Genomic DNA, 20547 nt, shown 5'->3' with positions numbered 1-20547 from the left:
TTTTTAATAAGCAACACGAGGCTGTTCGCCTGTATGTAGGTTTCGGATATATACTTCGTTCATAACAGTAGCACACAATTCGCCACTTTTGTTGGTTATTTCCATGGGGTAGGCCTTAACAAACTTGCCTACGGTGTTTAGTGTATGTTCTGCTTCGTTTAACATTTCATCGCTCACGCGGATGGTAAAATATAAAGCAGAACGGCCGGGTTTTAAATAATTAATGGACGCACTTTTTAACCATACACGTACTTTAAATCCGCGGCGTTGTAATAATTGATCGAACAATAGCGCATAAAAGGGATCGGTAGCTGCATAAATTGTACCCCCAAAGATGGAACCGTTATAGTTTTTGTTCCACATGCTTTTGCTTATTTTAACCGTGCAGCTTCTAAAATTATCGTCAAATTTCTTAACCCAAATGCGTTGAAAGAATAAAGGGGGATAAAAACGCATGACCCATTTAAGTGTATTTTGAGATATGATCATATATACTAATATCAGAAACATTTATCGGTTTTAAAAGCTAAATGCGTCCAATTATCTGGCGGAAAAAACTAATATCCGGGATAAGCGTTATTTCAAATCGTATTTAAATCAAAACAATCTGATTTCCTGTTCGTTATCTATTAAAAACATAAAACTATGAAAAGGTTATTTTTAAGTCTTGCTTTTTTGGGCACGCTAGGTCTGTCCATAACGGCATGCAATTCTTCGAAAAACATGGCAGGTACGGCCGACAGTACGAAGGTAGATAGCACCATGACTACCCCAATGGATACAACACAAACACCAGCTCCACCGGATACAACCACTATGCCACCCGATACAACTAAAATGCCTCCGAGATAAGGTAAAAAAGCTCTGAATTACTACTCAGAGCTTTTTTTTATTAAATAATGTTTTCTTTTATGGTTCTTATGTGTACTTTCATCTTTCTAAACCAGATGTAAGAATGCAATCTCAAGCAACGCAAAACAGAAACATTATTTTTTTAGTTATCGTAGCTGCCTTAGGCTACTTTGTTGATATTTATGACTTAGTACTTTTTTCGGTAGTACGCGTTAAAAGTTTAACCGATATAGGTGTTGCGGATGCTGATTTAAAGGATAGCGGTATTTTTATCATCAATGTGCAAATGTTTGGTTTGCTCTTAGGCGGACTCCTTTGGGGTATTCTAGGTGATAAATTAGGGCGTATTAAGGTACTTTTTGGTTCTATTTTGTTGTATTCTTTAGCCAATATTGCCAATGGCTTTGTGACTTCTGTGAACAGTTATGCATGGATTCGCTTTATTGCCGGCATAGGCTTGGCAGGTGAGTTAGGAGCGGGTATTACACTGGTAACGGAAACCATGGATAAAGAAAAACGCGGCTACGGTACCATGATTGTTGCGGGTGTAGGTTTGCTGGGAGCAGCTGCCGCTTTCGAAGTTTCTAAATTTGGCTGGCAAACAGCCTATTTTGTAGGCGGTGGCATGGGTTTAATGCTGCTATTATTGCGTGTCGGAACCTTTGAATCGGGTATGTTTAAGCACGCAGCCAACTTAAAGGAGGTGCAAAAAGGAAACATTTTCATGCTTTTTAACAATTGGTCGCGTTTTAAAAAATACATCTATTGCATATTAATCGGAATTCCATTGTGGTTTGTGGTGGGCGTATTGGTAACACTTTGTCGCGAGTTTGGGGTTGAATTAGGCTCGCCAGAAACTTTGGATGCCGGGAAGGGAATTATGTTTACCTATTTTGGTATCGCCATTGGCGATGTGGTAACCGGCTTATTATCGCAAGTGATTAAATCGCGAAAAATTACGGTATTTATCTTTCATATACTATCGCTTGTTAGCGTTATTTGGTATTTAACAAGTTATGGTTTAAACGAACAGAAATTTATTTGGCTTTGTTTGTTTATGGGGTTTTCAGTTGGATATTGGGCCACTTTTGTAACCATCGCTGCCGAACAATTTGGTACCAATATTCGTGCAACCGTTACAACTACAGTGCCCAATTTTGTGCGTGGCGCACTCATTCCCATTAATTTCTTGTTCGTCTTTTTAGCGCAAAAAACCAGCAATATTACCGCTGCATACATTGTAATGGGTGTTTTAACCCTAGTGGCCATGTTTGGTCTTAGCCAATTATCAGAAAGCTTTAACAAGGATTTAAATTATCTGGAAGAGGATTAGGTTAGTTAAGAGTATCAAGTAGTAAGACAGCAGAGAGCGTAAAGCTAAAAGTATTAAATAGTTAGTATTAAGTACCAACAGGAGTTTACCAATTCCCCAATTTACCACTCACTATTCACTATTCACCACTCACTATTCACTATTCACCACTCACTATTCACCACTCACTATTCACCACTACTGTCAACCTAATGTACTATCTAAACATAAATGGAATTACTGAAGCGAATTGCCTTAAATTTGTGTGCATATAATCAGGATAGCCATGTTTAAAGAAGAAGTCGCTCAAAAATATCAGCAAATTCAAGATGAAATTTGTAAAGGATTAGAACTTGCTGACGGAAAAGGAAAATTTGAACAAGAAGTTTGGGAACGTGAAGGTGGGGGAGGCGGCCGTACCCGAATTATGCAAAACGGGAACATTATTGAAAAGGGCGGTGTAAATTTTTCAGCCGTTCATGGGAAATTACCTGAGGCTATAAAAAAGGCTTTTAATGTAAGTGAAGACGATTTTTTTGCGACTGGCGTTTCCATTGTTATTCATCCAAACCATCCATTGGTGCCCATTATTCACATGAATATTCGCTATTTCGAATTAAACGAAGAAACGCGTTGGTTTGGTGGCGGAATTGATTTAACACCGCATTATGTTTTTGAAAATGACGCACGTTTTTTTCATCACAAACTAAAACAAACCTGCGACGAATTTAATCCGGAGTTTTATCCGAAGTTTAAGCAGTTGGCCGATGATTACTTCTTTATTAAGCACCGCAATGAAACACGTGGCATTGGTGGAATTTTTTACGATCGATTAAAACCTGATAATACCAATTTATCCTGGCAAGAAATTTTAGAGTTTTCATTAAGCGTTGGACAAACATTTTTACCAATTTATACAGAGTTAATTGATCGTAACCGCGATCGTGAGTTCACAGCCGCTCAGAAAGATTGGCAATTCCAACGCCGTAGCCGGTATGTAGAATTTAATTTAGTGTACGATTCAGGAACAAAATTTGGCTTAGAAACCAATGGTCGTATCGAATCTATTTTGATGAGTTTGCCACCACAAGCCAACTGGGGATACAATCTTCAACCAGAAGTTGACACTGCAGAACATCAAACGTTGCAGTTACTCAAAAAAGGAATTGCTTGGGTTTAAGTATTTCTTTGTTAAAGAATAAGTCCGATGTTACGCAAAAAGTATCGGACTTTTTTTGTGAACGGAATTCTTAAAAGACATTCATTTCTCGAGCCGATAAGTTTTGTAGTGTAGATTGTGTTGTTCATTTAGATGAAATTATCTTTGAAAATTTGAATTTAAATCGAATCTTTGATAGATAAGAAAATTAACAGCTCCATGATTGAAATCACCATCGCTATAGTAGGACTATTAATCGCGTGGTTTACCTACCAGAAGACATTTCTGGAAGAACCCAAAGAAGAAATTGAGCATTTCGTTGTTCAATTTAAGACAACACAAGCTACCTCGCATATAGTTAGAAATGGTTTAATCAAGCTTTCTAGAGAATATGAAATGGGTTCTAAAGAATTATTTCCTGGAGTAACTATCGACAGATACATCAAATTAATGACTAATAGTTATGAACAAAATATCGGTGATGCGCTATTAACCAAAGTATTGGAATTAAAGCCATCTCGTTCGCTACTCAAATCGATGATTAGCAGTTTGGAAAAACAGAACAACGAGCTTATCGCCTTAGAAATGTGGATCAATGCAACGCTGGTGAGAATCTAATTAAAAAGGATATTACTTTTCTCATTGTTAAACAATTAAGCATGATTCCAAACTCTGGGAAAGTTGTAAATCTTTTGTCCTATAATTAATATTATGTTAAGTTTAGGATTGCAGCATTCCCCTTTTCTTTATTTTTCTATGTCTTTGCTAGAAATCGCGTAGTTTCCGTTTTAACTCTTGAACCTTCTCTTCATCGTTTTTATATGAGTAGATATCGATGAGTAATTGGGTAGTTTTTTTATCGTTTGGATTAATTTCATTGGCACGGCTTAAAGTAGCTTGAGCTTTCGAAATTAGTGCATCGTATTTAGCTGTTTTATCCGCGTCGTTTTTCTTTAAAACATCATTGGCATTTGTAATATATGCCAAGCTCAATTGATACAAAGCATCGAAATAATTTTGATCCAAATCCAACGCTCTATCAAACGCTAAAATTGCGGTATCGTTGTTTCCGTTTTGTTGTTGGATATATCCGTAGAGAAAAAATAGCAGTTTATTACTTTTTTCTACTTTAAGATTGGTTTCAATAAGCGATTGCGCTTTGCTATAGTTATCCGTTTCGATGAGTAAATTAATATAATCGTTGGTCAAATTGCGGTTGTACGGATTAACAACCAAGCCAGCCTCCAACACTTTTTGTGCAGTTTCTGTATCAAATTTAGCGCTATACAATTGTGCAATTTTCTGATAAACAGATGGATTGCGAATTCCATTGTCCTTTGCTTGATTAAAATATTTTAGGGCATCGTCATATTGTTGAATGTTTAAAGCACAAATGCCCGTGTTTAATGCCAGTGTAGTATCTTTTGGGAAATTACTGCTTACATCTTTCAAATTTTCAAAGGCTTCTTTAAAGTCGTTGTTAAAAAAAGCAGCATTTCCTTTGTCTTGTTTTTTGATAATGATGTTGTATTCTGACGCTTTAATTAAGCCTGCATTATCTTCATATTTATCTAAATTTTTGGCTTTTTTTATGGCCTCTGTGGCCATGTCAAAATACTTATCAGCACTTGTTTCATCGGTTTCTACCAGTGCCGCATACGAACTTAAGTACGATTTTATAGACCAGGTTTCAACCCAATTTTTTGTTTTCCAATCAGTTTCAGCTGCAGAAATGGCTTTTAGACCTTCGGTAATAATAGCTAATTGTTTTTTCCCATCTTGCTTCTCTCCTATAGCCGCTTGTAATTTAGCGACCGAATTTCTTCCAATTAAAATTTGACTTTTTTGGGCGAACAAGTTAAAACTAACGAGCGTGAAGATGGTAAGAAGTTTAAAACGTTTTTGCATAGAACTAACTAAATCAAAAGCACTGTACTTGATAAATGTGTAAGCGTTTACCTTGTTGACATGCTTTTTTGAGTATATCGGCAAACAAAAGCTAAAATTAAACAAAAAAAAAGAGTCCCAATAAAATTGGGACTCTTTTTTAAACGCTTATTTGTAATTATTGTTTTGGTAACGCATCTAAACGTTTCTTAATTGCCTCATAATTTGGCGTATCATTTTTAAAAGCATAAATTGTTTTTAACGTTTCTAATGCTCCTTGATTATTGGGTTCAATTTCTAATGCTTTTTTGTAAAAAGGTAATGATTTATCTACTAAACCATTCATTTTAGTTGTTAATGCATTATACTGTTTGCCACCAACATCTTTTTTACTGTCGATATTTTTTCTATCGTTTTGCATATTTAGCGCTTGGCTGAAATAAATGTTTCCTAATAAAACTTGATAATTTGCATTATTTGGTTCTTTAGCAGCTAAAGCCGTCAACATTTGTTCAGATTTTGCAGCATCTCCCCTGTTGATATAAATTTGCGTCTCTGTTTTGATGTAATCAGGATTATCAGGGAATTTTACTTGTGCAGCTTTAAGATTTTCTAATCCAGCAGTGGTATCTTTTTGCAAACGCAGATTAATATCGATAACCTCTGAGTATAAATCTTTTGATTGAGGTACATTTAATTCAATTGCTTTTTTAAAATTCTTTATTGCATTTGGATAATCCTCAATCATCTTTGCAGTAATCCCCGCGTTTAAGTACATGGCCGTATCATTTGGATTAATTTCTGTCGATTGAGAAAATTTTTCAAACGCTTTTTTGAAATCTTTTTTGTTATAAGCGATGATACCGCCATTTCTAACGGCATTGGCAATATTTAAATCCGCATTCGCAATGTTGTCTTTCTCTGCGCCTTTGGTATCTAACTTTTTAGCTTCTGCAACTGCTTCTTGGGCAATTTTAATATTTGCATCAGCATTTTCAATACTGGTAGTATCTAAAACGGCTAAAGTTGAGGCTGCTAAAGCACGATACGACCAAGATTCTACCATTATTTTTGATTTCTCATCAGCAATTGCTTTATCTGTATGGCTGATAACCTCTTTAAGGGTTTCTGCTTTTTTAGTCAATTGGAACATCCCCCATTGCTTTTTAGCTTCTGCAACTTCGCTTTTCTGAGCAAAAGTAAAAGTGCTTACTCCTGCTAAAAAAACACTAAGAATTACTCTTTTCATATCTGTTTTTATACTTTTTATTAGGTGATTATTTTATTCTGTTTCTTCTGTCGAGGTTGCAGGAGCGTCTCCTTCGGTATCATTTGTAGCATCTCCTTCTACAGCACCTTCAGTTTCTTCTTCCTCCTCATCCTCATGATCAATCTTCGTTACTGATGCAATTTCGTCATCTCCTTTTAGGGTAATTAAACGAACACCTTGTGTTGCGCGTCCCATTACACGTAAATCGGCCACTGGAATACGAATCACAATACCTGAACGATTGATAATCATTAAATCTTCGTTATCTGTAACGTCTTTTATGGAAACTAATTGCCCTGTCTTATCCGTAACGTTAATTGTTTTTACACCTTTACCGCCACGGTTAGTTACACGGTAATCCTCAATATCGGTACGTTTACCGTAGCCTTTCTCCGATACAACTAATACAGTAACCTCTGGACCATTCACAGCAATCATGCCAACAACTTCGTCTTGCTCATGTGCTAAGGTAACTCCACGTACACCGGTTGCGGTTCTACCCATCGGACGAACAGTTTTTTCGTTAAAACGAATAGCTCTTCCTGAGCGTAAAGCCATTACAATTTCACTTTCACCGGTGGTTAAGCAAGCTTCTAATAATTGATCTCCTTCATTAATGTTTATCGCATTAATACCGTTTACGCGTGGACGAGAATATGCCTCAAGAGAGGTTTTCTTAATCGTACCTTTTTTGGTACACATTATAATAAAGTTATTCTCTAAATAATCCTGGTCTTTTAAGTTTTTAACTTTAATATAAGCCTTGATTTTCTCTTCTTTCGGGATATTGATGATGTTTTGAATTGCTCTACCTTTACTTGTTCTAGAACCTTCAGGTATTTCGTATACGCGCAACCAGAAACATCTTCCTGCTTCGGTAAAGAACAACATGTAATTGTGATTGGTTGCAACCAGCATGTGCTCAATAAAGTCTTCATTTCTTGAAGTACTTCCTTTTGAACCCTTTCCTCCTCTTCCTTGTGCTCTAAATTCAGTAGCTGGAGTACGTTTCACATAACCTTCGTGTGAGATGGTAATTACAACTTCCTCATCGTCGATGAAGTCTTCCATACTCATGTCTTCAGCAGAGTGAATAATGGTCGTTCTACGTTCATCACCAAATTTCTGACCTACTTCCGTCAATTCGTCTTTAATGATTTGCATACGCAAACCTTCATCCGCTAATATTGATTTTAAGTACTCAATAGTTTTCATCAACTCAGCATATTCTTCTTTAATTTTATCACGTTCCAGTCCTGTTAAACGACGAAGTGTCATATCCAGAATGGCGCGTGCTTGAAGATCGCTTAAGCCAAATTTTTCCATTAAACCTAAACGCGCTTCTTCAGGTGTTTCTGAAGCACGAATTAATTTAATTACCTCATCTAAATGATCTAAAGCAATTAAATATCCTTCTAAAATGTGTGCACGTTTTTCAGCTTCTGCTAATTCGTATTTGGTACGACGAATAACCACTTCGTGACGGTGATCCACGAAGTGCATAATTAAATCTTTTAAATTTAATAATTGCGGACGACCTTTAACCAATGCAATGTTATTTACACTGAACGAGGTTTGTAAAGCGGTGTATTTGTATAAGTTATTTAAAACAATAGAGGCATTGGCATCGCGCTTAATTTCATACACAATGCGGATACCATCTTTATTTGATTCATCCTTAATATTCGAAATTCCTTCAAGTTTTTTCTCGCCTACTAATTCCGCTGTACGCTCGATCATTTGGGCTTTATTTACTTGATATGGGATTTCTGTAACGATAATCACCTCGCGATCTTTGTTGGTTTCGATTTCGGCTTTTGCACGCATCACAATACGGCCTCTCCCGGTTTCGAAAGCTTCTTTCACACCGTTGTAACCGTAAATAATACCGCCGGTAGGAAAATCAGGCGCTTTAACGAATTTCATCAATTCTTCTACGGTGATATCGCGGTTGTCGATATAGCTCGTAATACCATTAATCACTTCACCCAAATTGTGTGGAGCCATGTTGGTAGCCATACCTACAGCAATACCCGATGAACCGTTTACTAAAAGATTTGGAATTTTAGCGGGTAAAACGGTAGGTTCTTGTAAGGTATCATCGAAGTTTAACTGAAAATCTACCGTATCCTTATTGATATCGGCCAACATTTCTTCCGCAATTTTTGCGAAACGAGCCTCGGTATAACGCATTGCAGCGGGCGAATCTCCATCAATGTGACCAAAGTTTCCTTGACCATCTACCATCGGATAACGTAAGCTCCAATCTTGCGCCATACGAACCATGGTAAAATAAACAGATGAATCTCCATGTGGGTGATATTTACCCAAAACCTCCCCTACAATACGGGCCGATTTTTTATGGGGTTTACTGCTGGTTACACCTAAGTCGAGCATCCCGTACAAAACACGACGGTGCACTGGTTTTAATCCATCGCGTACATCAGGCAAAGCCCTTGATACGATTACCGACATTGAATAATCAATGTAGGCCGATTTCATTTGCTCTTCTATATTGATAGGAATTATTTTATCGTTCTGCTGATTTTCTAAATCTTCTGCCATAAATTATATTTTCGTTATCAAAAACGATGTTTTCAAAAAGGTGTTCTTCTAACCTTGCGAATTTAGTAAAAATATGCCAATTTAAGGCATTGTGGAAAAGTTTTGACCTATCGACCATTTTTTTACTTGTCCTATTGATACAAAAGCGATTATAAGCCTTTAAATGATTTAAATACGTTAAAATTGTGACTCGATTATACTGTCGTTTCTTCTAAGAAGCGTAATTGAAGGAAAAGTTACGGCTTATTGCATTACTTTATACGTATTGTCGCTCTTCGTTTTATCCGGAACATGACTACTTCCTAACATTACATCTTTTAGTTTTTTACTGGTATGTAAGATAACGGTTGTGAGCTGATTTCCCTTTTCCCAAACTCCTATCGTACTGTGATTTGTCTCCATTGAACCATCCGCGTACTTGAAGGTTAAATCTATCGGTAAAGGTTTTAAACTTTTGTTTTCAATTTCTATAGCGTATCCGTTGCTTGTTTTGCTCACGTTTTTAATGGCTAAATCGGTAACTCCTTCATCGAAAAACCAACGTTTCCAAAACCAATTCATGTTTTTTCCGCTGCCCTCGTTCATGCTATTAAAGAAATCGTGTGGCATGGGGTGCTTGCCATTCCAATTCTTGATGTAGTGATGCAAGGCCTTTGTAAATAATTCATCACCTAAATAATCTTTCACAAATAAATAGCCTAACGCTGGTTTCGGATAGGAATTGGTGAAGGTTCCTGCACCCTTTAAATCGGGCGTTAAAGTCATAATAGGTGTATCATCTTTACTGCCAGAGCTCGATGCCGTCGGTTTTATACCGTATTCATCTACGATGCTTGAATCAATCATCGGAGAAATTAACCATTCGCCAATGGTTGCCCAACCTTCATCCATCCATCCGTACTTTGTTTCATTGATACCCATATAAAATGGAAACATGGTATGGAAAATTTCATGATCGGTCAGTGTAATGGCATCTTCTTTTGATTCTACCGGATTATCGTTTACCATCATGGGATATTCCATTTGGTCTAGTCCATCAAAAACGGTTTCGTGATTGTAGGGATATGGCCATTTTGGAAAAACATAACTCATAGCTTCGACCGTTTTACGGGCATAATGAATCACATCGAAATAATCTTTGTGTTTTGGATTAAACACAGCATCCACACGGGTACGTCTATTCGTTTTAGGATCAACCACTAAACTTGTTGATTTCCAGATATAATGATCGCTCAAGGCAAAAGCAAAATCAGTCACGTTTTTAGCCGTAAAGCAAAACGTGTTGAATGCCTTGTTTTTCGTTACAGCATTGTTCGCTAAATCTTGAGGAGTAATGATATCGACAATACTATCTGTCTTGCTAGCGCCATTTATTCTGGAGATTATTTCTGGTTGGAAAGCATTTTCGGGATAAAATAAATCGCCAGTTGCCCATACAACATATCCCTTAGGTACCGTAATATTGGCTGCGAAATTATCAAAATCATTGTAAAATTCTTCACTTCCGGTATACGGATATTTATTCCAACCATCGATGTCATCGTATACAGCAATTCTTGGGAAAAAGTACGCTATAAAATGCGAACCTTCATCTACCTGCCCGGTTCGAATGTGTGAACCTTTATTTAAGGTATAGGAATATTCAATCCACAAATGTATTTTTTTTCCAGGCTTAACCGTTGGAACCTGTACAATCATGTTGGTTCCATCAATTTTATAATCGGATGTTTGGTTTCCATTTACCTGTATGGATGCTATTTTTACGCCCTCCCCTAAATCAGCTTCTGAAATTTTCGATTGCCTTGGGGTTCCTTTTTTATAAAGATTGGGATAGAGTTTGAGCCAAATTTCCGAGAGTACATCTGGACTATTATTGGTATAGGTAATGTATGCTACTCCTTTAAGTAATCGGGTTACCGGGTTAAAATCCACCTTAAGGATATAATCGGAATGATTTTGCCAATACTTTTTGCCTGGGGCTCCATTTTCATTGCGTGTTCCTTTTTTAAAGGCATTTTGAAATACTGCGTCTACTGGTAGTTCAGTTTGTGCATATACATAAAAGGATGTAAAGAAAGCAAGAGCAATTAACGATATAGATTTCATAAAATTAGTGGGCCAAAAAGCAGATTATTTTCCAAATTTCATTTTCAACTGTTCTAGCATATCATTATTCAATGGTTGTGCAGGTTTTTCAGGTTTCGCTTGTGGCTTTGCTTTATAAGGCTGTTTAGCGGATGGGGTATCGTTTTGTGGTTTTGGAGCCCTATTTTCGTTTTTTCTGGCGTTGAATTTCTCCCATTCTTCATCAAGTTTTTTCTTAGTATACAAAGGGAAATCTCCATTTTTCATCCACGCATAGTAGCTTGGCTCCATTCGAAAAACTTCGCCAGTTGTTTTCCCTTTATGCTTCCCGAAATTAAAACAAACGTCACCTTTTTCATTTAAAACTAATCTGCCTGCAAAATCTACAGAATTATTCATATTGGTAAAAGTGGCTAAAGCATCCACATCGTTTACTACAGGAACGCTTTTAACGCCTTTTTTGTCGGTAAATTCAGTTTCTTGGTATTTATCAAGTTGGCCTAATAAAACCTTGTAGGTAGCTAATACATCAGCTTCTGCCGCATGTGCATTTACCAAATCTTCGTTGCAATAAAATTTGTAGGCTGCTTTTAAAGTACGTTGCTCCATTTGATGAAAAATGTTTTGCACATCCACAAACTTTCTGTTCGACATGTCGAAATTTATGCCTGCTCTTAAAAATTCTTCTAGAAGCATGGGGATGTCAAATTTATTCGAGTTGTATCCAGCTAAATCACTATCGCCTAAAAATTCGGCAATCTCAGGAGCTAACATCTTAAAAGTAGGTTCATTAGCTACATCCTGGTCGTAAATATTATGAATTAACGAGGTTTGCAAAGGGATAGGCATTTCGGGATTTACACGCCAGGTTTTTATCAAGTCAGTACCATCGGGCATTGCTTTTAAAATTGCAATTTCAACCACTCTATCTGCCCCTACATTTATTCCCGTGGCCTCTAAATCGAAAAAAGCTAACGGACGTCTTAAGTTTAATTTCATGTTATTGTTTCGGATATTTCTATAGTGAAGCTCATTTTGATGCGCTAGCTTCAGTAGTCAAAAATGCTAAAAAGGTTTGATTAAATGTCTGTTTTTTTTGAACAATAAATTTTAAAACCCCACCATAATATGTAATTTTTGTCAATTAGTTGTCTGTTTTGCTTTCATGGTGCATGCTTATCAGAAACATGGCAATTTACAGGGATAAACAGACAAATGAAGATTCACCTGAATCCGATTTAAAGATACAGCATGGTCTCTTTTTTTGAAAAATATGAGGCCGTTATATTCAATTATCAGTATACTTGTGGCCTTAATATAACGCTCCATGTATAAAATACTACGGTCAATCGGTCTATGCTTTATAGCTGTTTCTACATATTTACCATTTTCGCTGCTGAAGATTATTTTCACTAAAGGAATTTTACAGTAAAATCATTTAAAAACAGAATAATTTTTTTTAAAACAATCACAAAATAATAGTAAACCGATTTCAGAATCCCTTGCTAATTGACGTATTTATGAATAGATATTTTTTTTGCTTCGTCCTGTTTTTATGTAGCATGAATGCTTTTTCGCAACAATTTGACTATGGTAAAATTGGGACTGACGAATATTTTTTTGACAAGAAAAAATTAGATAGTGCAGCAAACGCTGTTGTGTTGCGCGAGTTTGGTGCCACCCGCTTAATGTTTAATGAAAATAACGGTGGCATGGAAGTTCTATTCGAGTACCATACCCGTATTAAAATTTATAACAAAGAAGGTTTTGAACAGGCTAACATTGAAATACCTTTGTGGAGAAATGGAAATAATGCAGAAGATATCGCTGAATTAAAAGCCTCTACTATTAATTATCAGGACGGTAGTTTTACGGTAACTGTAATGGACAATAAGGCAGTTTTTAATGAAGTAAAATCGCAATATTTAACCCTCAAAAAGTTTACCCTTCCAAACATTAAAGATGGCAGCGTTATTGAATATGCGTATACCTTAAGATCGCCCAATGTGTTTAATTTTAAGACATGGGAATTTCAATCAGATATCCCAAAAATACAGAGCGATTATTTGGTGTACATTCCAGGTATTTACAACTATAATGTAAGCTTACGCGGATTCTTAAAACTAACTGATAGCAAGGCTGAAATAGCAAAAGAATGTGAACGTATTAACGGTGTTTCCATCGATTGTTCTAAAATACTTTACAGCATGAAAGATATTCCGGCTTTTTATGAAGAGGAGTATATGACAGCGCCAAGCAACTTTAAATCAGCTATATGTTTTGAGCTTTCTGATGTTCAGGATCTTCGTGGTGTTAAAACATCCTATACTAAAACCTGGAAAGACGTTGAATATGAATTGCTGAACGATAAGGATTTTGGCGGACAAATGAAACGGAAGGATTTATTTAAAGACATTATTCCGCTAATAACCAAAGCAGATACAAGCGATTTAGATAAAGCGAAGTCCATTTACAACTATATTAAAAAGCAAATTAAATGGAATGACTATTATGGTAAATATGCTGAAAACGGTATTAAAACGGCTTTAGAAAAACGTTCGGGAAATGTTGCTGATATAAATTTAAGTTTAATTGCAGCGTTATCAGCCGCAAATTTGGATGCTGAGGCCGTGATTCTTTCTACCCGCGATAACGGTATGCCAAACCCTTTATATCCGGTGCTCAGCAATTTCAATTACATGATTGCAAAAGTAAATGTAGGCAATACAAGTTACCTATTAGATGCAACAGAACCCTTGTTACCTTTCGGGTTACTTCCCTTACGTTGCGTAAACGATAAAGGACGAATTATTAATTTAAAGAAACCATCTGATTGGATTCCGATGAAATCTGGCCTTCCTAACAATACACGTTACGTGCTAACAGGTGATTTAAATAAGGAGGGTAAAATTGTGGGAACCATGATGATTTATAGTTCTGGTTATTCGGCGTTAAACAAACGCAAAGAAATGAAACGTTCTAGCTCGGTTGAAGAATTTGTTGAAAAAATGGATGAACGCATGACCAAAATTAAAATCTTGAATCATACCGTAAACAATTTAGACAGCGTTGAAAATACCCTGATTGAAAAATACGATGTAGAAATGAATGTTTCTGATGGTTTAAAAGATCAATTTTATTTTAATCCATTTATCATCAATGCGATTACCAAGAATCCTTTCAATTTAAATGAACGTACCTACCCGGTTGATTTAGGCGCAACTAGTGATGAAAAAATTGTGGTTTACATTTCTTTGCCAGAACAATATACCTTAGTAGAACAACCAAAAAATATGGCGCTTTCAATAGGCAATGGAACCGTAAAATATAGTTTAAAATCGCAGTTTGAGGAAAATAGATTAGGTATGAATCAGGTATTGCAATTTAATCAAGCTATATATTCTGCCGATGATTATTTCGCTCTAAAAGAATTATACAGCAAAATCATTCAAAATCAAAAAACTGAATTATTATTCAAAACAACAACCAAGTGAAATTAACACTCTTATTTTTAAGTTTATTTTTTAGTTATACCCTTTTATTTGCCCAAGATATTTATGATGTAGCCGCTATACCATCTAACTTGCGCGCACGAGCAAATTCATGCATTCGCAATGAAGAGCGAACGCTGATTATGCAGGCGGCAGACAATGTTACGTTACGTGTTAAAAAAGCGATAACCGTATTTAACGAAAATGGCGAGGATGAGGCACGGTGGGTGATGTATTATGATAAAAACATCAGCATAAAAAGCTTTAAAGGTGAAGTGTATAACGAAATGGGTAAATCCGTCCAGAAGTTTTCTCAAAATAATTTAATAGACGAAAGTGCTGCTGATGGTTTTTCGTTATTTAGCGATGGAAGAATAAAGCACTATTTGCCAGCTGTCAATCAATATCCATATACGGTTGTTTATACCTACGAGGTTAAGTTTAAACAAAACTTGGTTGTGCCCGATTGGGATCCACAACCAGCAAGCGATGTTTCGGTGGAAAAAAGTACCTATGCTTTCCTATACAACCCAACACAACAGGTTAGAATTAAAGCACAAGGTTATACAGGAAATCCAGAAGAGAGTACGGAAGATAAATTGAAGAAACTAACGTGGACGGTTTCTAACGTAGCAGCAGTTAAGCCTGAGCCATACAGTCCGAATAGAGATAGTTATCAAACCAGTATTAAAATTAGTCCTTTAGAATTTACTTATTTCGGGCATTCCGGAAAATACACAAACTGGGATGAACTTGGTAAATGGGTTTATGAAGATTTACTTAAAAACCGTGGTACTTTACCGCAAACAACTATTAACACTGTAAAGGATCTTATAAAAGACGAAACTAACGATAAAGATAAGGCTAGAAAAATATACGACTACTTACAGAAAAAAACACGTTATATAAGTGTACAAGTAGGTATTGGCGGTTTCCAGCCTTTCGAAGCTTCGGAGGTTGATCGTTTGGGATATGGCGATTGCAAAGCCTTGGTGAATTACATGCAAAGTCTTTTAAAAGTTGCCGATATCGAATCGTATTACTGTGTTGTACAAGCGGGTCGCGAGAAAATAAGCCTAGAACCTGATTTTGCTACCATGCAGCAAGGCAATCACATTATTTTATGTATGCCTTTGAAAGGCGATACTACCTGGTTAGAATGTACAAGTCAAAAAATTCCATTCGGATATTTGGGCGATTTTACCGATGACCGTTTGGTGTTAGCCTGTACCGCTGAAGGTGGTAAAGTGCTCCGCACGCCAAAATTAGAAACGGTAAACAATACGCAGGTTAGAAAGGCAGATTTAATTATTAGCCCAGTAGGAAACATCAAAGCCACCATTTCTACTAATTTTTATGGTGCACAGTATGAAAATCGCGAGCAAGTTATTTATGCTTCTCCAACAGAGCAACCTAAAGTTTTAAAAGATTATTACAACATTGATAACATTGAATTTGAATCGATTAAATACAAGCAAAACAAAACGATTAATCCCGAAGTAAATGAACAACTTGTTGTAAATATGCCCAATTATGCTCCTTTATCAAATAATAAGATGTTTTTAGAGTTAAATGCATTTAACTTAAGGCGCTCGATACCGGAATTAAAATCGCGCCAACTTCCTGTTGTTATTGATCGTGGTTTTATCGATGAAGATACGCTTACGTATACCCTGCCGGATAATATTGATACCGGCCTAATTGAGCCAGCAAATAAAAGCTTTAAAAGTGAGTTTGGGGAATACCTTGCAAAGGTACATTTAGATGGAAAAAAACTGGTTTATTACCGGAGGCTTAAAATAAACGATGGCAATTTTCCGCCAGACAAGTATGCCGAGTTTTCTAAATTTATGAACGAAGTTAATTCGGCAGACTACATAAAGATAGCCTTAACAGTAAAAAAATAATCAGGCTTTTTTTTTAACACTACAAAAAACACCTTCATTTTTAAGGTGTTTTTTTTGTGCAATAAAAGGGATAATTTTCATATTCTCGCTGCTTTCGATTCGTCATTTAGTTGTAAAACAGATTGCTACAAAGCGGTTGTTATTTTTAAAAGGCAATAAAAAGGTATATCAATCGTATAATACTTCAAAAAGTAAACATCCTTATTTTAATGAAGCAGTATAGAATGGGAATGGCTGGTGCGGCATTTATTTGCATTGGCTTATTGATGAGCAGTTGGAAAACAATACCTGCAAAAACAAAAGATATTCGAAAAACAAACAACACGAAAGATAGTTTGTTACAGACCTACACAAATCAGCTTTATCAAAGCATGCATTTAGATAGTTTGGGCTTAGCGCCCGATGTATTTAAAAAAGCAATCATAGGTTTTCTAAACCTGCGGCACGCTGGCTTATTGCATTCTAAAGAAATATTAAGCATAGCCGATTTTGACCAAGAAAGCACCAAAAAGCGTTTGTATATTCTTGATTTAGAGAAAAAAGAGCTCTTGTTAAATACCTGGGTAGCGCATGGTGAAAATAGCGGAGGCAATGTGGCAAACAAGTTTTCAAATCGGAATAATTCCAATCAGAGTAGTTTGGGTTTTTACTTAACCGCAGAAACGTATTATGGCAAACATGGAAAATCATTGCGATTGGATGGTTTGGACTTAAATTTTAACAGCCAAGCTCGAAGTCGAGCGATTGTTTTGCACGGGGCCGATTATGTAAGCCAAGCAAGTATAGACAAATTGGGTAGATTAGGCCGTAGTCAAGGCTGCCCCGCGGTGCCGAGTTACTTAGCCGCGACTATTATTAACACGCTATCGGATAGAACGGTTCTTTTTATTCATGCTTCAGGAGGGAATTATAGTTCTAATTTATTAAACTCCGAAGTGGCTTATAGCATGATAGAAAACAAGGAGCCGGCTATTTTAGCGTCGGTAATGGATTGAGCAAACCCTAAGTTATGGCTATTTGGAGAAAGGTTTTTTGGGGAAGATGAATACAAAAAAAGATTGAAAGAAACTTAAGATATCCCATACCCAACGGTTGCTATCCATTTTTCTTTCGCCACAATCAACAATTTCTGCCCGGGCAATTAGCTTTTCAATAAAGCGATTAAACAATCTCCATTTAATGTTCTTGTTTAAGGTAAAACCGATGTACTCGCAATGCACATGCGCTAAAATTTCGACAAATAGCGATTCATTGCTGATGGCTAATTCTTTTTTGTAAAGTGTTGTATAATCTGCCTGAATACTTGAAATTAAGGTGTTTAAATCTGATTCAATGGATTGACTAAAAAAACCATCGAGTGCATCGGAACTGTACACCCGAATAATTTTAGGTTTCAAATCGACTCCTATTTTTTGGTTATTAAATGTGTAGTACTTTTTCATTCAAGAGCTTATACGGTTGAATTTTTTAGAAAGATAACGATTTGCATTGAATTTAGTTTTTAAACGGGATTGAAGCGGATACCGGCACAGCGTTTAAGGCCCGTGGCGTATGAGCGGAAAGCCCGACTGATGCATCGAGAGCACCACTGCCTTTGCTTTTCTAAATTATTGATATTAAGTGGATAAATCATTTGAAGTATGGTTTTTGCTATTTGTGCCGCATTTTTGTGGATAACGTAGGGCTCCCTTTTCATGCACCAACACCTCAGAATTAGTATATTTGACCTTTTACAGATACCCCAATTAATGAAGATTGTTATTGCAGAAAAGCCCTCTGTTGGTCGCGAATTAGCTAAAGTTTTTGGTGCTACCACCAGAAAAGATGGATACATTGAAGGTAAAGGCTATTCGTTTACCTGGGCTTTTGGGCATTTACTGCAGTTAGCACCTCCGCAAGATTATGGCTTTTATGGTTGGCGAAAGCAACATTTGCCCATGCTACCGCAGAAGTTTAAGTTGGCTGTTCGGAAAATTAAAACCAAAGATGGTTTGGTGGAAGACCCTGCAGTGCGAAAACAATTGGATACCATAAAAAAACTGTTTGATGAAGCCAGCGAAATTATTGTCGCAACGGATGCCGGGCGTGAAGGGGAATTGATTTTTAGGTACATTTATTATTATTTGCGCTGTAAAAAACCCTTTAAGCGTTTGTGGATTTCATCGCAAACAGATGAGGCTATTAAAGATGGTTTTCGGAATTTAAAACCGGGTACCGATTATGATACATTATTTAACTCGGCGCATTGTCGCTCAGAATCGGATTGGTTGGTTGGAATGAATGCAACCCAAGCATTGAGCATATCGGCCGGCAATAGAAGTGTTCTTTCCTTGGGAAGAGTGCAAACGCCTACCCTTGCCATGATTTGTTCGCGGTATTTGGAAATTAAAAACTTTGTACCTCAACCCTATTATCAAATCAGTATTTTACTGAATAAGGATGAACAAATTTTTAAAGCGATTTCGGTTGCCAGTTTTAAAAATAAAGAAGAGGCACAGGATTTATTTAAACTGGTTGAAGATGTGGCTTCGGGTTTTCCGACCGGTGGGAATATTGTAAATGTAGAAGCAAAACCTAGAAAGGAACCTCCTCCTCTTTTGCACGATTTAAGTAGCTTGCAGCAAGAAGCAAATAAGAAGAAAGGATTTACCGCCGATCAAACACTTAGTTTACTACAGAATTTATATGAAAGTAAATTGGTTTCGTATCCACGTACGGGCAGTAGGTATATTGGCGATGATATTTTTGCCACCGTACCGGGTTTGATTGATAAATTTACCAATCATGCTGATTTTGGTAAGCAAGCACAGTTTCTTCAAACGGCAGTCTTGAATAAGCGAAGTGTGAACGCAAAAAAAGTAACCGATCACCATGCTATTTTACCAACAGGTGTAGATGCGTATAGTTTAAGTAGTGATAAACAAGCTATTTACGATATGGTGGTGGGTAGAATGTTAGAGGCTTTTCATCAAGAATGCTTGAAAGAAATAACAAAAATAACCATTAAATCGGGTACTGATTTTATTGCGAATGGTACCGTGATACGGAATGCGGGATGGCGTTCGGTATTTAACGATGTTGAAGAGGATAAAAAGGACGAAGATAATGCTTCATTACCCAAGGTAGCTGCTGGCGAGCAATTGCCTATTATGGAAAAGGCTTTTTTAGAGAAACAAACGAAACCTAAATCGATGTACAATGAGGCTTCTTTATTGAAAGCTTTGGAAACCTCAGGTAAGGAAATTGAGGATGAGGAATTACGCTATGCCATGAAAGATAGTGGTTTGGGGACCCCGGCTACGCGAGCTGCCATTATTGAAACCTTAATTACCCGTGAATATATTACCCGCGAGAAACGAAATTTAGTACCTACGGTAAAAGGTTTAGCCGTGTACGGGGTGGTAAAGGATAAGAAAATTGCACAAGCAGAATTAACCGGACAATGGGAAAAACGTTTGGAAGAAATACGTTCTGGAGCATCGGTAAGTGATTTTAAAGCCGAAATTATTGAATATACGAAAACAATTACCGATGAATTATTGGTTGCGGGCGCAAGCATTACGGCTCAATTAACAGAGCCAGCTAAAGAACTGTCAAAAGCTTAAGAATAGGTAATTGCCCCTAAAACCTGTTGCGCATTTACGCGAATGTGCTGGTTTTTTTGGATGTAGCCAACTGCACCAGCTTCTAAAAAGTATTGTTCAACAGTGTTTTTTTCATTGCTCGAAAACATACACACTTTAATGCTTTTTTGTTTTGCTAAAATCTCGCGAACGGTATCTGGTGTGCTATCTCCATTGGGCATGTTAATGTCTAAGAGTAATAAATCGAATTCCGCTTGGGCCAATGCTGTAAATGTTTCCTGTAAATTACTGGTTTCTTGTATCTCTGATTGAGGATGTAAACCGGTAAGGAATGTACGCATGACCAATTGCATTAACGTGCAGTCATCGGCAATTAAGATTTTCAAATTCTCTTTCATGGAATGAATAGATAAATAGGGATAATGCCGCGAAAAT

General features: G+C 36.7%; 16 protein-coding genes. 8 read left to right on the top strand and 8 right to left on the bottom strand.

What is annotated here, in order from left to right; translation table 11 throughout:
* Nucleotides 1–3 precede the first annotated feature (3 nt).
* Nucleotides 4–489, bottom strand: a complete 486-nt coding sequence (locus tag ACJVDK_RS04870) for a DUF4442 domain-containing protein (protein ID WP_443939172.1) — start codon at nucleotides 487–489, stop codon at nucleotides 4–6.
* Between the two features lie 156 nt (nucleotides 490–645).
* Here ACJVDK_RS04870 and ACJVDK_RS04865 point away from each other — a divergent pair, with 156 nt between their 5' ends.
* The 4 genes from ACJVDK_RS04865 (at nucleotide 646) to ACJVDK_RS04850 (ending at nucleotide 3941) form a co-directional block, all read left to right on the top strand.
* Nucleotides 646–852, top strand: coding sequence for a coproporphyrinogen III oxidase (locus tag ACJVDK_RS04865; protein WP_443939171.1), 207 nt, complete (start codon nucleotides 646–648; stop codon nucleotides 850–852).
* 103 nt (nucleotides 853–955) lie between these two features.
* Nucleotides 956–2185, top strand: coding sequence for an MFS transporter (locus ACJVDK_RS04860; RefSeq protein ID WP_443939170.1), 1230 nt, complete (start codon nucleotides 956–958; stop codon nucleotides 2183–2185).
* Nucleotides 2186–2450: 265 nt separating this feature from the next.
* On the top strand, nucleotides 2451–3344 hold the full coding sequence (gene hemF / locus ACJVDK_RS04855; protein WP_443939169.1) for an oxygen-dependent coproporphyrinogen oxidase: 894 nt from the start codon (nucleotides 2451–2453) through the stop codon (nucleotides 3342–3344).
* Between the two features lie 198 nt (nucleotides 3345–3542).
* Complete coding sequence (locus ACJVDK_RS04850) at nucleotides 3543–3941, top strand: hypothetical protein (RefSeq protein WP_443939168.1); 399 nt, start codon at nucleotides 3543–3545, stop codon at nucleotides 3939–3941.
* Nucleotides 3942–4088: 147 nt separating this feature from the next.
* Here ACJVDK_RS04850 and ACJVDK_RS04845 read toward each other — a convergent pair whose 3' ends face one another.
* The 5 genes from ACJVDK_RS04845 to ACJVDK_RS04825 all read right to left on the bottom strand — a co-directional run bounded on the left by ACJVDK_RS04845 (nucleotide 4089) and on the right by ACJVDK_RS04825 (nucleotide 12129).
* A complete protein-coding gene (locus ACJVDK_RS04845) occupies nucleotides 4089–5231 on the bottom strand; it encodes a tetratricopeptide repeat protein (RefSeq protein WP_443939167.1) in 1143 nt (380 codons plus the stop codon).
* 157 nt (nucleotides 5232–5388) lie between these two features.
* Nucleotides 5389–6459 (bottom strand): tetratricopeptide repeat protein, encoded by a 1071-nt coding sequence (locus ACJVDK_RS04840; protein WP_443939166.1) that lies wholly within the window; start codon nucleotides 6457–6459, stop codon nucleotides 5389–5391.
* A 33-nt stretch (nucleotides 6460–6492) separates the two neighbouring features.
* Nucleotides 6493–9045 carry a DNA gyrase subunit A gene (gene gyrA, locus ACJVDK_RS04835; RefSeq protein WP_443939165.1) on the bottom strand — a complete coding sequence of 851 codons (2553 nt, stop codon included), beginning with the start codon at nucleotides 9043–9045 and terminating at the stop codon, nucleotides 6493–6495.
* Between the two features lie 243 nt (nucleotides 9046–9288).
* Nucleotides 9289–11151, bottom strand: a complete 1863-nt coding sequence (locus tag ACJVDK_RS04830) for a M1 family metallopeptidase (RefSeq protein WP_443939164.1) — start codon at nucleotides 11149–11151, stop codon at nucleotides 9289–9291.
* A 24-nt stretch (nucleotides 11152–11175) separates the two neighbouring features.
* Nucleotides 11176–12129: an exonuclease domain-containing protein gene (locus ACJVDK_RS04825; protein WP_443939163.1), complete on the bottom strand. Its 954-nt coding sequence runs from the start codon at nucleotides 12127–12129 to the stop codon at nucleotides 11176–11178.
* Between the two features lie 521 nt (nucleotides 12130–12650).
* Here ACJVDK_RS04825 and ACJVDK_RS04820 point away from each other — a divergent pair.
* The 3 genes from ACJVDK_RS04820 (at nucleotide 12651) to ACJVDK_RS04810 (ending at nucleotide 17523) form a co-directional block, all read left to right on the top strand.
* Nucleotides 12651–14624, top strand: coding sequence for a transglutaminase domain-containing protein (locus ACJVDK_RS04820; protein ID WP_443939162.1), 1974 nt, complete (start codon nucleotides 12651–12653; stop codon nucleotides 14622–14624).
* Nucleotides 14621–16528: a DUF3857 domain-containing protein gene (locus tag ACJVDK_RS04815; protein ID WP_443939161.1), complete on the top strand. Its 1908-nt coding sequence runs from the start codon at nucleotides 14621–14623 to the stop codon at nucleotides 16526–16528. Before ACJVDK_RS04820 ends, ACJVDK_RS04815 begins: the two co-directional genes overlap by 4 nt.
* Nucleotides 16529–16737: 209 nt before the next feature.
* A complete protein-coding gene (locus ACJVDK_RS04810) occupies nucleotides 16738–17523 on the top strand; it encodes a murein L,D-transpeptidase catalytic domain family protein (RefSeq protein WP_443939160.1) in 786 nt (261 codons plus the stop codon).
* Between the two features lie 18 nt (nucleotides 17524–17541).
* Here the strand turns inward: ACJVDK_RS04810 and ACJVDK_RS04805 are convergent, their stop codons facing one another.
* The gene (locus tag ACJVDK_RS04805) at nucleotides 17542–17970 is read right to left on the bottom strand and encodes a hypothetical protein (RefSeq protein WP_443939159.1); all 429 of its coding nucleotides are present in this window, start codon (nucleotides 17968–17970) and stop codon (nucleotides 17542–17544) included.
* A 306-nt stretch (nucleotides 17971–18276) separates the two neighbouring features.
* On the opposite strand from ACJVDK_RS04805, the gene topB reads away from it, so the two are divergent.
* Complete coding sequence (gene topB / locus ACJVDK_RS04800; RefSeq protein WP_443939158.1) at nucleotides 18277–20133, top strand: DNA topoisomerase III; 1857 nt, start codon at nucleotides 18277–18279, stop codon at nucleotides 20131–20133.
* Here the strand turns inward: topB and ACJVDK_RS04795 are convergent.
* The gene (locus ACJVDK_RS04795; RefSeq protein ID WP_443939157.1) at nucleotides 20130–20510 is read right to left on the bottom strand and encodes a response regulator; all 381 of its coding nucleotides are present in this window, start codon (nucleotides 20508–20510) and stop codon (nucleotides 20130–20132) included. The two genes, topB and ACJVDK_RS04795, sit on opposite strands and share 4 nt — an antisense overlap.
* Nucleotides 20511–20547: the final 37 nt, after the last annotated feature.

The organism is Pedobacter paludisoli (assembly GCF_052344095.1).
In the GTDB taxonomy this organism is placed as follows: Bacteria; Bacteroidota; Bacteroidia; order Sphingobacteriales; family Sphingobacteriaceae; genus Pedobacter.
Note: the sequence above shows the minus strand (reverse complement) of the source record. Positions and strands in the feature narration are given on the sequence as shown.